At 72.5% G+C, this 12,946-nt stretch carries 13 protein-coding genes; 7 read left to right on the top strand and 6 right to left on the bottom strand.

Annotation, left to right across the window (positions count from 1 at the left end; genetic code table 11):
• Positions 1-29: 29 nt before the first annotated feature.
• Together OG811_RS16860 and OG811_RS16855 are read right to left on the bottom strand one after the other, a co-directional pair.
• The gene (locus OG811_RS16860) at positions 30-1,652 is read right to left on the bottom strand and encodes an acetolactate synthase (protein WP_406067001.1); all 1,623 of its coding nucleotides are present in this window, start codon (positions 1,650-1,652) and stop codon (positions 30-32) included.
• Positions 1,653-1,772: 120 nt separating this feature from the next.
• Positions 1,773-2,546: an enoyl-CoA hydratase/isomerase family protein gene (locus OG811_RS16855; protein WP_406067000.1), complete on the bottom strand. Its 774-nt coding sequence runs from the start codon at positions 2,544-2,546 to the stop codon at positions 1,773-1,775.
• Between the two features lie 98 nt (positions 2,547-2,644).
• On the opposite strand from OG811_RS16855, the gene OG811_RS16850 reads away from it, so the two are divergent.
• Positions 2,645-3,124, top strand: a complete 480-nt coding sequence (locus OG811_RS16850) for a DUF6232 family protein (RefSeq protein ID WP_406066999.1) — start codon at positions 2,645-2,647, stop codon at positions 3,122-3,124.
• Positions 3,125-3,557: 433 nt separating this feature from the next.
• A complete protein-coding gene (locus tag OG811_RS16845) occupies positions 3,558-4,040 on the top strand; it encodes a DUF6232 family protein (protein WP_406066998.1) in 483 nt (160 codons plus the stop codon).
• Positions 4,041-4,090: 50 nt separating this feature from the next.
• Here OG811_RS16845 and OG811_RS16840 read toward each other — a convergent pair whose 3' ends face one another.
• Positions 4,091-4,987: a ribokinase gene (locus OG811_RS16840; RefSeq protein ID WP_406066997.1), complete on the bottom strand. Its 897-nt coding sequence runs from the start codon at positions 4,985-4,987 to the stop codon at positions 4,091-4,093.
• Positions 4,988-5,011: 24 nt separating this feature from the next.
• Complete coding sequence (locus tag OG811_RS16835) at positions 5,012-5,854, bottom strand: ABC transporter ATP-binding protein (protein ID WP_406066996.1); 843 nt, start codon at positions 5,852-5,854, stop codon at positions 5,012-5,014.
• A 131-nt stretch (positions 5,855-5,985) separates the two neighbouring features.
• Between OG811_RS16835 and OG811_RS16830 the strand changes: the two genes are divergently transcribed.
• Both OG811_RS16830 and OG811_RS16825 read left to right on the top strand, forming a co-directional pair.
• Positions 5,986-6,993 carry an ABC transporter ATP-binding protein gene (locus tag OG811_RS16830; protein ID WP_406066995.1) on the top strand — a complete coding sequence of 336 codons (1,008 nt, stop codon included), beginning with the start codon at positions 5,986-5,988 and terminating at the stop codon, positions 6,991-6,993.
• Positions 6,990-8,003: an ABC transporter permease subunit gene (locus OG811_RS16825; RefSeq protein ID WP_406066994.1), complete on the top strand. Its 1,014-nt coding sequence runs from the start codon at positions 6,990-6,992 to the stop codon at positions 8,001-8,003. Before OG811_RS16830 ends, OG811_RS16825 begins: the two co-directional genes overlap by 4 nt.
• Positions 8,004-8,123: 120 nt before the next feature.
• Here the strand turns inward: OG811_RS16825 and OG811_RS16820 are convergent, their stop codons facing one another.
• Entirely contained in the window at positions 8,124-9,299 is a 1,176-nt protein-coding gene (locus OG811_RS16820) for an ROK family protein (protein ID WP_406066993.1), read from the bottom strand.
• 169 nt (positions 9,300-9,468) lie between these two features.
• Between OG811_RS16820 and OG811_RS16815 the strand changes: the two genes are divergently transcribed.
• Complete coding sequence (locus OG811_RS16815; protein WP_406066992.1) at positions 9,469-10,923, top strand: glycoside hydrolase family 3 N-terminal domain-containing protein; 1,455 nt, start codon at positions 9,469-9,471, stop codon at positions 10,921-10,923.
• A gap of 295 nt (positions 10,924-11,218) precedes the next feature.
• Here the strand turns inward: OG811_RS16815 and OG811_RS16810 are convergent, their stop codons facing one another.
• Complete coding sequence (locus tag OG811_RS16810) at positions 11,219-11,881, bottom strand: GNAT family N-acetyltransferase (RefSeq protein ID WP_406066991.1); 663 nt, start codon at positions 11,879-11,881, stop codon at positions 11,219-11,221.
• Positions 11,882-12,052: 171 nt separating this feature from the next.
• Between OG811_RS16810 and OG811_RS16805 the strand changes: the two genes are divergently transcribed.
• Positions 12,053-12,247: a DNA repair protein gene (locus tag OG811_RS16805; RefSeq protein ID WP_406066990.1), complete on the top strand. Its 195-nt coding sequence runs from the start codon at positions 12,053-12,055 to the stop codon at positions 12,245-12,247.
• 182 nt (positions 12,248-12,429) lie between these two features.
• Positions 12,430-12,945 carry a hypothetical protein gene (locus tag OG811_RS16800; protein ID WP_406066989.1) on the top strand — a complete coding sequence of 172 codons (516 nt, stop codon included), beginning with the start codon at positions 12,430-12,432 and terminating at the stop codon, positions 12,943-12,945.
• The last annotated feature ends 1 nt before the right edge of the window (position 12,946 follow it).

Raw genomic sequence — 12,946 nt, 5'->3', positions numbered from 1 at the left:
CCCGCTGGGGCGACGGCGGCGGGTGCGACTCAGGCCAGGTTCGACGACCGGGGGTACGCGTCGGTCGGGTCGGTGAGCACGTTGACCAGGTACGGCACTCCGGCGTCGAACGCCCGTTGCAGGGCCGGACCCAGATCGGCCGCCTTGGCGACCGTCTCCCCCGCACCGCCGAGCGCGCTGACCACCGTGTCGTAGCGCAGCTCCGGCTGCAGGTCGGCGGCCACGTCGTAGCCGTACATGGCCCGCATCGGGTGCTTCTCCAACCCCCAGATGCCGTTGTTGCCGACGACGATCACCACCGGCAGCTTCTGGCGGACCAGCGACTCGACGTCCATCAGCGAGAAGCCCGCGGCACCGTCGCCCATCAGCACGCAGATCTGTCGGTCCGGGTGACTGACCCGCGCACCCATGGCGTAGCCCATGCCGGTGCCCAGGCAGCCGTACGGGCCCGGGTCCAGCCAGGTGCCGGGCTGCGCCGGCTCCAGGTACCGCCCGGCGTACGACACGAAGTCGCCGCCGTCGCCGATGGTGATCGCGTCGCGGGCCAGCACCCGGCGCAGCTCGCCGTAGATCCGGGCCGGCCGGATCGGGTCGGTCTCGGCGGCCATCTCCGCGGCGTCCCGAGCCTTCGCCGCGTCCTCGGCGACCCGCAGGTCGGCGATCCAGTCGGTGTGGTCGGCCCGGTCGCCGACGTGGTCGGCCAGCGCGGAGAGGATCAGGCGCAGGTCGCCGGCGGGAGCGACGGCCGGCTGCACGTGCGTCGCCCGCTGGGTGGGCGCGTCGACGATGTGCACCACCTTGGCATCGCCGAAGTCACCGAAGCTGAGCCGGAAGTCCAGCGGGGTGCCGACCACCACGACCACGTCGGCGCCGGAGAGCGCGGCCCGGCGGGCCTTGGCGAACGCGAGCGGGTGCTCCGGTGGAAGCGAACCGCGGCCCATGCCGTTGGTGAAGACCGGCACCTGCAACGCTTCGGCCGCCTCGCGCAGTGCCGGGACCGCGTCGCCTGCGTACACGTCGGAACCGGCGATGATGACCGGTCGCTGCGCCCCGGCGATGAGCATCGCGGCGCGGCCGACCTCCTCCGGGTCCGGCACGACCGGGTCGACGCCCGCCACGGCGGGCAGGTCGGCCTCGGCGATCGAGAAGACCGTCTCGAGCGGGAAGTCGAGGAAGGCCGGGCCGCGGTGCGGGGTGAGCGCGGCGTTGAGCGCGGCGCCCACCGCGCGCGGGATGTCGTCGGTGCTGAACACCGTCTCGGCGTGCTTGGTGACCGGGGCGACCAGCGGGAGGTGGTCCATCTCCTGGAGGCTGCCCGAGCCCCAGCGGAACGCCGGTGCCCTGCCCCCGAGCACCAGCACCGGGGAGGCGTTGAAGAAGGCGCTGGTCATGCCCGAGATGCCGTTCGTGACGCCGGGGCCGGCGGTGAGCACGGCGAGGCCCGGACGGCGCTGGAGCTTGGCCACCGCCTCGGCGGCGAACACCGCGGACTGCTCGTGCCTGACGTCGTAGATCGGGAAGTCACTCTTGTACGCGGCGTCGTAGAGCGGGAAGACGTGCCCGCCGGACAGCGTGAACATCTCCCGTACGCCGTGCGCGCGTAGTGCCGCGAGCGCCAACTCGCCGCCGTGACCCTCGATCCGCTCCGTCATGTCGCTCCCATCGTCCGTGGCCGGGATCACAGGTTACCGGCCAGTCACTTGGCGCTGTGACCGTGGTCCCGGCCGCCGGACGCCGCCGAGGTCAGGGCGCCCGGCTGGGAGCTCGACTGGTCAGCGGCCGGTGAAGCCCGGCTTGCGCTTCTCGACGAAGGCCGCCATGCCCTCACGACGGTCGTCGGTGGCGAACAGCGCCGCGAAGAGCTGACTCTCCCAGGCCAGGCCCGAGTTCAGGTCCATGTCCAGGCCGCCGTCGACCGCCAGCTTCGCCGCGCGCAGCGCCTGCACAGGCCCGGTCAGGTACGGAGTGATCAGCGCGACGGCCGTGTCGTACACCTCGGCGGCCGGGGCTACCCGGTCGGCGAGGCCGATCCGCAGCGCCTCCTGCGCGTCCACCATCCGCCCGGACATGATCAGGTCCTTGGCACGGGCCGGGCCGACCAGGCGGGCCAGCCGCTGGGTGCCGCCCGCGCCGGGGATGATGCCCAGCTTGATCTCGGGCTGACCGAGCTTGGCGTCCTCGGCGACCACCCGCCAGTCGCAGGCCAACGCCAGTTCGCAGCCACCACCGAGGGCGTACCCGGTGATCGCGGCGACCACCGGCTTGGGGATCCGGGCGATCGCGCCGAGCGCGCTGGACAGGTTCGCGGCCCGGTCGGCCATGTCCACGTAGGACATGTCCGCCATCTGCTTGATGTCCGCACCGGCGGCGAAGACCTTCTCCCCGCCGTACACGATGACGGCGCGGACCTCGGGGTCGGCGGTGGCCGCCGTGGCGGCGGCCCGCAACTCCTCCTGCACCTGGGTGTTGAGCGCGTTCATCGGCGGCCGCTCCAGCCGGATGGTGCCGATGCCGTCCTTGGTCTCCAGCCGAACGAACTCGCCCACGCTGCCCTCACTTCCTCGTCGAAGTCGCGTGCCAACCTTACGACCCGGCTCGTTTGGGTAAGTAGTGTGGTGTCAGCCCCGTGGGCGGGAGTCCAGCAATGATCACGTATTTCGACGACAGGTCCGTGCAGGTCACCTCCACCACCGTCTCAGTCGACGGCCGCAGCTACGCGCTGGCCGACATCACCATGATCTGGCACCGTCGCGGCACCCGTTCCTGGCGCGTGCTCGTGGGGCGGGGCGCGATCGGCGCCGCACTGGCCGGTCCGCTGGTCGCGGCGATCCTGGGCATCGGCGTGGCGCTCTGGCTGCACCGCTCGCCCACCGTGACGATCGCGATCGTCGGGGCGTCGGTGCTGGTCGGGTTGGCCGTCGGGCCAGTCGCCGATTTCCTCTTCGAACACATGGACCGCTCGTACGCCCGGGGCAGCCGCCAACTGGAGATCTGGGCCCGCTGGCGCGGCCAGCCGGTGCGGTTGCTGCACACCGGCGACGCGCTGCGCTTCGGTCAGATCTACCGGGCGGTGCAGCGCGCGGTCGAGCACAGTCAACCGGCCCGCCCCGGCATCCGCCGCTAGCCACCCCCGGGTCCGGCCTGATCGGCTCGCCCGGCAGCGCCACCGGCTCGCCGCGTCGGTGCAGTTCGTAGAGCGCCAAGGTGCCTGCCTGCCTGCCTGCCAGCCTGTGGGTGCGTGGGTGCGTGGGTGCGTGGGTGCGTGGGTGCGTCGGGGCGGGCGGGCCGGTGCTCCCGACAGTGCCTTTGGAGCTGATGTCGCAAACGAATCGGACGGCAAGCCGGCGATGTCGCGGACGAGCAGGTGAGCCAACGAGCCAACGAGCCGACGAGCCGACGAGCCGACGAGCCGAGCGCGAACACGGGTGATGCCACAAACGATTCAGCTCCAAAGGAGCGCCGCACCACCCCCGCTCCCCGGCCCAGCCTTCGTCGCGGCCCGCCCGACGAGGGCCGAGCGAGGCGCGAGGGTTGCCTGCCGGTGGTTAGGCTTAGTGATGACCCTCTATTACCGGGACGACGCGGTGCAGGTGACCTCCGAGTCGATCCGGGCGGGCGGTCACGTGATCGCCCTGCCCGACGTGACGTTCGTCTGGCACGCGCGGGGGCCGAAGTCCCTCGCCGTACGTGGCCGGGTGCTGGGTCGCGGCGTCCTGGTCCTGCTGCTCTCGCTGCCGCCGCTGGTCGCGGTGGTCTGCGTGCTGTCACTAGCCTGGTCGGCGCAGGATCGGGGCAACTGGAAGCTGGCGCTGATCATCCTCGCTGCCTGCGCGGTGGGGACGTTGGCGTTGACCCCGTTCCTGGAGATCCCCCTCGGATGGTTGGACCGCTCGTACGAGCGCGGCAACCATGTGCACGAGCTGTGGGTGCAGCACCACGGCCGGGAGGATCTGCTGGTGCGCACCCCGGACGCGCTACGGTTCGGGCAGATCTACCGGGCCGTGCAGCGTGCCGTCGAACAGCAGGGGGACCACCGATGACCCCGTCGCGGCGCGGCCCTCAACCTGCCCGCGGCTTGGCGCGGGTGTGGTCAGGCCGGCACGTACAGCTCGTCGATCTCGGCGCGTTGGGGTAGCGCCACCGAGGCGCCGAGCTTGCGTACGCAGGCAGCGCCGGCCGCCGACGCCCAGCGCACCGCGTCGACCAGGTCGCGCCCCTCGCCCCAGCCGACGGCCAGCGCGGCGGTGAACGCGTCACCTGCGGCGGTGGAGTCGACCACGTCGACGCGTACCGCCGGCACGTGCACTTCGGTGCCGTCCCGGTCGACGTACCAGGCGCCCTCGCCGCCGAGCGTGAGCACGGCCCGGGGGGTCAGGTCGAGCAGCGCCCGGGGCTCCTCCCGACCTCGGCCGGTAAGTGCCTGCGCCTCCCCCTCGTTGACGACGAGCACGTCCACGGCGGCGAGCAGCTCGGGCGGGAAATCCCGGGCCGGGGCGGCGTTCAGGATGACCCGGGTGCCGGCGGCGCGGGCGGCCACCGCGGCGGCTGTCACCGTCGGCACCGGGATCTCCAGCTGGGCGACCAGGACGTCCGCCGCGCGCACCGTGGCCAACTCCTCCTCGGTGAGGCCGACCAGCGTGTCGTTGGCGCCGGGGGTCACCATGATGGCGTTCTCGCCCTGGGCGTTGACCATCACCAGCGCCACCCCGGAGGTGCCGTAGACCACGCGCAGCTGGCTGGTGTCCACCCCGGCGGCGGTGATGCGGGCCTTCAGGGTGACGCCGAAGGCGTCCGAGCCGATCGCGCCGAGGAAGGAGCAGGCGGCGCCGGCCCGCGCCGCGGCGATGGCCTGGTTGGCGCCCTTACCGCCGGGCACCATCACGAAGTCGGTGCCGAGCATGGTCTCGCCCCGTCGCGGCAGCTCAGGTGCCATCGCGACCAGGTCCATGTTGGCGCTGCCCACCACGGCGACCTGAGTCTGCGGCACGGTCGTCTCCGCCCTGTCCGGCGCTCAGGCGGCCCGGGCGGTGTAACGATCGCCCGACCGCTCGACCACCAGCGGCAGGCCGAAGGCCTTGGAGAGGTTGTCACCGGTCAGCGTCTCGGCGAGCAGACCCTGGGCGACCACCGCGCCCTCCCGCAGCAGCAGCGCGTGGGTGAACCCCGGCGGGATCTCCTCCACGTGGTGGGTGACCAGCACCATCGCCGGGGCATCCGGGTCGTACGCCAGCTCGGCCAGCCGGGCGACCAGGTCTTCTCGAGCACCCAGGTCGAGCCCGGCGGCGGGCTCGTCGAGCAGCAGCAGCTCCGGGTCGGTCATCAGGGCTCGGGCGATCTGCACCCGCTTGCGCTCGCCCTCGGAGAGGGTGCCGTAGCGGCGCTCGGCGAGGCCGCCGATGCCGAGTTGGCTCAGCAGCGCCCGCGCCCGCGCCTCGTCGCCGCGTTCGTAGCTCTCCCGCCAGCGGCCGACCACCGACCAGGCGGCGGTCACCACCACGTCGCTGACCTGCTCGTCGGCGGGCAGCCGCTCGGCGAGCGCGGCGGTGGAGAGCCCGATCCGGGTACGCAGCTCGTTGACGTCGGTACGGCCGATCCGCTCACCGAGCACGTGCGCGACACCCGTGGTGGGGTGCAGCCGGCCTGCGGCGAGGTTGAGCAGTGTGGTCTTGCCGGCACCGTTGGAGCCGAGCACGACCCAACGCTCGTCCAGCTCGACCCGCCAGGTCAGGTCCTGCAGAAGGGCGGTGCCGGACCGGCGTACACCGACGCCGTCGAGGCTGACCACCAGATCCGGGTCCACGGGGGCGGCGGCAGGCGCGGCGCCGGCAGCGCCGGGGATCAGGTCACCAGTCACCGCACCATCCAACCACGCAGCGACGGGGCGCCCCCCACGGGCGGCGCCTCAGCCATAGGGTGAAGCGCCGTGTCGTTGATCACCACAACCGAAGGACGGCTCATGCCCCATCGAGGTACGGAGCCGCGCGGATGAGCGCGGTCATCGAGATCGAGGGTCTGCGCAAGACCTTCCACAGCATGCGCAACGGCCGGCGGGTGGCCGTGGACGGGTTCGACCTGCTGGTCGAGGCGGGCCAGATCCACGGCTTTCTGGGCCCCAACGGCTCCGGCAAGACCACCACCCTGCGCGCCCTGCTCGGGCTGGTACGCGCCGACAGCGGGCGGATGACCGTGTTCGGCGAACCGTCGCCGGACCTGCTGCCCCGGGTGGCGGGCCAGGTCGGCGCCATCGTCGAGAGCCCCCAGTTCTTCGGCAACTTCACCGGGTACCGCACGCTTCGGTTGTTGGCCCGTGCCGGTGGGGTGCCGGTCTCGCGGGTGGACGAGACGCTGGATCTGGTGGGCCTGCGCGACCGGGGCGATGAGCGGGTGAAGGCGTACTCGCTGGGGATGAAGCAGCGCCTCGCGGTGGCGTCCGCGCTGCTGAAGGACCCGAAGTTGCTCATCCTGGACGAGCCGGCGAACGGGCTGGACCCGGCGGGCATCCGGGAGATGCGGGACCTGATGCGGTCGCTGGCGGCGACCGGGGTGACCGTGCTGGTGTCCAGTCACATCCTGGGCGAGATCCAGCTGATCTGCGACCACGTCACGATCATCTCGCGGGGGCGGCGGGTGGCGTCCGGCCGGGTGGACGAGGTGCTGGCGGGTCACGACCGGCACGAGTTCCTGGTGCGGGTGGCCGAGCCGGAGCGCGCCGTCGAGCTGCTGCACGCGGCCGAGCTGACGGCGGTCGTGGACGGCGGGGCGCTGGTGGTGAGCGGGGTGAGCGACCCGACGGTGGTCAGCCGGGTGCTCGGCGAGCAGGGGCTGTGGGTGGGCGAGCTGACGCCGCTTCGGCCGGATCTGGAGAGCGTCTTCCTGGAGCTGACGGGCGCGTCCGAGCATCCGTCGGTCCCCCGGCAGGTCGAGGACTCGGCGCTGCCGTACGACGATCAGGGCGAAGCTGTGATCAATCTCGATCGGGGAGTGGACGCGTGAACCTGGTTCGTGCCGAGTTGGAGCGGCTGTCCGCGCGTCGCTTCGTGCAGCTCATGGTCGTCCTGCTGGCGTTGGCGTTCGCCGTCACCGCGGCGACCACGCTGGCTGGCTCCCACAAGCCGAATGCGGACGAGCTGAGCTCGGCGCGGGCGCAGGCCATCCAGGCGCGGGAGAACATGGAGGCCACGCACCAGGAGTGCCTGGCCCGCCAGAACGGCGCGATCCCCTCGAGTGACGTGGGCGATTACTTCCCCGCCGACTGCTCGGAGCTCGACCCCATCCGGCACGACCGGCTGCCGATCGCGGCCGATTTCCTGCCGGGGGTGTTCAGCTTCGGCCAGCAGGCCCTCCCGCTGCTCTACTTCCTCATCGCGTTCCTGGTGCTGTTCGGGTTTCTGGTCGGCGCCTCCTACATCGGTGCCGACCTGAACTCCGGTGGCGTGGTGAACCTGCTGCTGTGGCGACCGCGCCGGTTGACGGTGCTCGCGGCCAAGTTGGGCACCCTGCTCGGCACGGTGCTGGTTCTGGCCCTGCTGGCGTCGCTGGCCTACCTCGCCACGTTCTGGGTGATCGGGCAGACCGCCGGGCTGGCCGGCCATTTGAACGGCGAGTTCTGGCGCTCGCTCGGCGCGGTGCACGGACGCGGGCTGGTGCTGGTGCTCCTGGCCACCGCGCTGGGCTTCGCCATCGCCACGCTGGGTCGGCACACCTCGGCGGCGCTCGGCGCGCTCGCCGCGTACGCGGTGGTCTGGGAGTTGGGCGCCCGGCTGGTTCTGGAGATCATCGACGCCCCGAACTCGGACCTGTTCATGCTCTCCAGCCACATCGGGGCGTGGCTCTCCGGCGGAGCGCGGTTCTACGACGAACAGCTCTGCAGGGGCAGCACCGGCTCCTACTGCGACGGGTTTTACACGCTGGCCTGGGGACCGGCACTGCTGGTGCTGCTCGTGCTCACCGGCGGGCTGACCGCGGCGGCGTTCGCCGTGTTCCGCCGACGCGACCTGATCTGAGGCCTCGCCGGGCCGCCCGTCCTGTCACGGGCGGTCCGGCGGACCAGAGCGTCAACGGCAAGAGCTTGCAGGTATCTGGCTGGCGATGAAATATTTCTTCACATGACCGCCGCAGCGGGCTCAGCCGACGGTGGAGCCGAACACCTCGTCGCGCACGGCGTCCAGTGCGGTGCGCAACGCGCCGTGCAGGATCGGCTCCTCGGTCAACCCGGTCGGCACCACCCGAGGTTGGACCAGCGTGATCGCGGCGACCTCCTGCTGCACCCGGTCGGCGAGCGCAGCACCACCGGCCTGGCCCACCTCGCCGGCGAGCACGACCAGCGGCGGGTCGAGCACCACGCAGGTGCTGGCCACGCCGAGCGCGAGCCGGCGGGCCAGCTCGTCGAGCATCGGACCGCCGTCGGCGCCGGCCGCGACGGCTGCGCGGACCGCCTCGGCGGCGTCGGCGTCCGGGTACCCGTGCTCGCGGGCCACCGCGCGCACCGAGTCCGCGCCGATCAGCTGCTGGAAGGCTGGCTTGGCGCGGCGGGAGACGTCGCGCGGGATGGGCGCACCGGGCACCGGCAGGTAGCCGATCTCACCGGCCGCGCCGCTGCTGCCATGGTGCAACCGTCCACCCAGCATGATCGCCAGGCCGACACCGGCGCCCACCCAGACCAGCACGAAATCGGCCAGCCCCTGCGCGGCGCCGGACTGCGCCTCGGCCACCGCGGCCAGGTTGACGTCGTTCTCGAAGACCACCGGGGTGTGCAGGTCGTCCCGCAACGCGGCGAGCAGGCCGCTGTGCCAGCGCGGCAGGTTGAAGGCGAAGGTGATGTCGCCGGTGCCCGGGTCGACCAGGCCCGGCGTGCCGAGCACGATCCGCCGTACGCTGCTCAGCTGCGCGTGGGCGCTGCTCGCCGCCTGCACCACGGCGTTGTGCACCACGCCCACCGGGTCGTCGGTGTCCCGGGTCGACTGCTCCACCCGGCCGATGACCGCACCAGTGATGTCGGCGCACGCGGCCACCACCCGGTCCGGCCCGACGTCCACGCCGACCACATGCGCGCTGCCTGGGCGGACCGCATAGAGCTGGGCGTTCGGCCCCCGCCCGCCGGCCTGCTCGCCGACCCGCGCGACGAGGCCGCGCTCCTCCAACCGCTCGACCAGTTGCGAGGCGGTGACCTTCGACAGCCCGGTCAGCTCGCCAAGCCGGGCCCTGGTCAGCGGGCCGCGTTCGAGGAGCAGTTCCAGCGCGGCACGGTCGTTGAGCGCCCGCAACAGGCGGGGGGTGCCGGGCAGCCGGGTCGCACTCATGACACGTCCTCTAGTTTTAGTAAACTTTGCTAACTGTAAACTGCCCTGCGAACGGGTAGCCGTAGCGTATCGGCCACCCGGAGCTGGGGCGCTCGGCCGACTCGGCAGGGCGAACACCACCACCGGTACGACGTTTCGCACCCGCTGGGCACCGAAGGGGGAAGATCACGTGGGGCTGGATCCAGGACTGCGCCGGCTGGCGTTGGGCACGCTGCTCGCCGCGTACCCGGGACCGGTCCCACCGGACTGGGCTGTTGACCTGCTGGCCGACGGGCTGGCCGGGCACACCCTGTTCGGCACCAACGTGCACGACCCCGCACAGGTGGCGGCGAGCACCGCCGCGCTGCGCGCCGTCCGGCCCGATGCGCTGATCGCCATCGACGAGGAGGGTGGCGACGTGACCCGGCTGGCGCACGCCACCGGCAGCCCGTACCCCGGAAACGCCGCCCTCGGCGCGATCGGCGACGTGGCGCTCACCCGTCTGGTCTACCAGTCGATCGGCGCCGAGCTGGCCGCGCTCGGCATCACCGTCAACCTCGCCCCGACGGTGGACGTCAACACCGCCGACGACAACCCGGTCATCGGCACCCGGTCCTTCGGCGCGGATCCGGTGCGGGTGGCTGCCCACTCGGCCGCCGCCGTGACCGGGTTGCAGGCCGCCGGAGTGGCGGCCTGCGCCAAGCACTTCCCCGGGCACGGCGCCACCGTCTCCGACTCCCACCACGAGCTGCCCACCGTGGACGCTCCGCTGGGCCTGCTCCGCCAGCGGGACCTGCCGCCGTTCGCGGCGGTCGTCGCCGCCGGGGCGCGTGCCGTGATGACCGCGCACATCCGGGTGCCGGCACTGACCGGCGCCGAACCGGCCACCTTCAGCCGGGCCGTCCTGGTCGACCTGCTCCGCACCGAGTACGCCTTCACCGGCGCCGTCATCACCGACGCGCTGGAGATGAAGGGCGCCGCGGTGGCTGCCGGCGGAGTCGGGCCGGCCGCGGTCCGGGCCCTGAGCGCGGGCGCCGACCTGCTCTGCATCGGTGCGAAGGTCGACGCCGAGCTGGTCGAGCGGGTGGCCGCCGAGATCGTCGACGCGCTCGCCGACGGCCGGCTCGCGAGGGCGCGGGTCGAGGAGGCGGCCGGTCGCGCCGCCGACCTCGCCGCCTGGACCCGGGCCGCCGTCAGGTCGTCGGCCACCGGAGACACCGAGCTGGGGTACGCGGCAGCGCGCCGAGCGGTCCGGGTGGACGGGGTGCTCGCCGGCCTGGACCGGCCACTGGTGGTGCAACTGCACACCGAGTCGACGATCGCCGAGGGCCGGGTGCCGTGGGGTCTCGGTCCACACCTGAACGGGACGCCGGAAATCCGGGTGATCGCCGCCGACACCGACCCGGCGACGCTGCGCGGGTTGGCCGGTGACCGTCCCATCGTGCTGGTCGGGCGGCACCTGCACCGGCTGCCCGGCGGCCCGGACCTGGTCGCCGGGCTGGCTGCCCAGCATCCGGTGACCGTGGTGGAGATGGGCTGGCCGGCACAGTGGCGCCCGGCAGGCGTCCGCGCCTTCGTCACCACCTACGGCGCGAGCCACGCCAACGGTCGCGCGGCAGCCGAGGCACTGGGCCTGGCCGACTGAGCCGCGTCCAGGGCCGGACCAAGACCCGCCAGTTGATCGACGGGGTCGTGCCACTGGTCACTGGCCCGGCCGGCACCCTCAACCAGCGAAGCAGCAGGTCAAGTCCACTTTTCGACACTCCGAACCGACAGCTCGGACCTTGCCCCGAGCCTGTTCGATACGTAGCGTGATCGACACGTGCCGGCCCGTGCAGAGCGCGGCCGGTACACCCGAGACCGGGGCCTGGGGGAGGTTGCGGACCGTGGATCCGGCCCGGCATCCACGGTCCGCGTTCATTGCCGGTTCGGTGGCCCGCTCAGCGCGGATAGACCCCGTACGCGCGCCACCCCCGGTCCGGAAAACCGGCCGCGGCGGCGACCCGGGCCGAGGCGTGGTTGTCCCGCTCGTGCAGATAGGTGGGCACCGCACCCTCGTCGAGCACCCGCCGCGCCGCCTGTGCCACCAGTCGGCGGGCGAGGCCGCGCCCCTCGGCGGCGGCAACGGTGCCGACGGCCAACTCCTGCCCGTACGCGTCGTGCCGTTTGATCCCGGCACCGGCCAGGTAGGTGCCGTCCGGGTCGCGGACCACCAGCACCGGCCGGTCGAAGAGCCGCAGCCAGGGCGGCAGCCCGGGAGCCGTCGGCTCGGTCCACTCCCCTACGTCGGGCAGCGGCGCGGGTGCCACGCTCCACCGGAAGGGGCCGTCGTGCACGCACCAGTCGGGCAGCCCGACCGCCTCTGGCAGCGCGGCGAGCAGCCGGTCCGTCGAGCGCCCGGCCAGCGCGCGGATCGCCGCAACCCGGTCCGGCGCCACGGAGAGCACGGCGCTCTGCCCGGTGTCCACGGCGAGTGCGGGGCGAAGCCGGCCGTCCCAGGCAGGTTTGGCCCGCCGGTACGAGGCGACCACGTGCAACCCCGGCCCCGCCGGCCACTGGCCGAGCCAGGTGGCCAGGTGCAGTTGGAGTCGCCGGTCGAGCATGCGCACCTCCCCCGTCACCCGGCCGTCGTGGATCACCGTACGCCGGGCGGCCCGGCCAGGCGGACGATCCTCCAGGGCCCGGAGCGGGCCGGGGGTTCAGGAACCAGGTGAATCGATCGACCGTCATATCTATTTCCATACCTGGACACCTTTGTTTGGGACGGTAGGGCCATGCCGATTCAGCCGAACGACCGCTACCACCAGGACCCCGAGCGACTCTGGCGGGCAGGAGAGACCGCCGAGGGCATCCCTCCCCAGCCCCGCTACCGGATCCCGCGCGGGGCCGGCGCCGACGTCCTGCCGTGGGCCGGGCTGAACAAGCTGCCTCCCGCCAGCTCCAGTCGACACCGCCTGAACACTCACTGACGCACCACGACCGGATCACCGCCGTCACCGGCCAACCCACCGAGTGGGTGGCCCCGAAGGGCAGTCTCTGAGTTCATCCGGGCAGCGACACACCGGAGGAGGTCCAGCGGCGGCTTTCGCACACCTGTCGGGTAATTTCTTGTGGTCCGGCATCCCGGCCTACGACAGGAGAAGCTCCGCGCATGGGCAAGAAGACGATCCACGTCTCCGACTTCACCGGCACGGTTCTGCAGCAGGACGACGAGGTGGTCCGCATCGTCGTGCTGGAGCACCCGGACCTGGTCGCCGGGCCCGTGCAGTTGGACGCCACCCCGGGCGAGGTGGAAAACATCGACGATGCCGCCCTGGACGTGGCGGTGGTGGAGATCCACGACCGGCACGGCGGCGGTGAGCCCCGTCGGGTGGTCCTGACCGCCAGCGAGTTCGACGCGATGGCCACCGACGTGCCGATGGCGCAGCTGCTGAGGACGGCCGAGCGGGTTCGCCCGCCCAAGGCCCGCAAGAGCGCCGAAAAGATCGACTACGGCACGTTGGAGCACGCCGGCAAGCCGCACCGGGGTCGGGTCACCGAGGAGGAGGCCCGACTAGTGCGCGAGCAGCTCGACGAGGTCAACAAGCGCCTCGCCGACGCGGGCGTGCGCCAGATCGACCCGGCCGATCCGGAGCACGCCCTGCGTTACGGCTTCCCGACCCCCTGAC

Origin of the sequence: Micromonospora sp. NBC_01638, assembly GCF_045209745.1 — a bacterium.
Classification (GTDB): Bacteria; Actinomycetota; Actinomycetes; order Mycobacteriales; family Micromonosporaceae; genus Micromonospora.
Note: the sequence above shows the minus strand (reverse complement) of the source record. Positions and strands in the feature narration are given on the sequence as shown.

What these genes read in the sequence shown, in the direction of transcription:
- OG811_RS16860 (WP_406067001.1), bottom strand. Translation starts at nt 1,652, where the DNA reads ATGACGGAGCGGATCGAGGGTCACGGCGGCGAGTTGGCGCTCGCGGCA.
- OG811_RS16850 (WP_406066999.1), top strand. Translation starts at nt 2,645, where the DNA reads ATGATCACGTATTTCGACGACAGGTCCGTGCAGGTCACCTCCACCACC.
- OG811_RS16845 (WP_406066998.1), top strand. Translation starts at nt 3,558, where the DNA reads ATGACCCTCTATTACCGGGACGACGCGGTGCAGGTGACCTCCGAGTCG.
- OG811_RS16830 (WP_406066995.1), top strand. Translation starts at nt 5,986, where the DNA reads ATGAGCGCGGTCATCGAGATCGAGGGTCTGCGCAAGACCTTCCACAGC.
- OG811_RS16820 (WP_406066993.1), bottom strand. Translation starts at nt 9,299, where the DNA reads ATGAGTGCGACCCGGCTGCCCGGCACCCCCCGCCTGTTGCGGGCGCTC.
- OG811_RS16810 (WP_406066991.1), bottom strand. Translation starts at nt 11,881, where the DNA reads ATGCTCGACCGGCGACTCCAACTGCACCTGGCCACCTGGCTCGGCCAG.
- OG811_RS16805 (WP_406066990.1), top strand. Translation starts at nt 12,053, where the DNA reads ATGCCGATTCAGCCGAACGACCGCTACCACCAGGACCCCGAGCGACTC.
- OG811_RS16800 (WP_406066989.1), top strand. Translation starts at nt 12,430, where the DNA reads ATGGGCAAGAAGACGATCCACGTCTCCGACTTCACCGGCACGGTTCTG.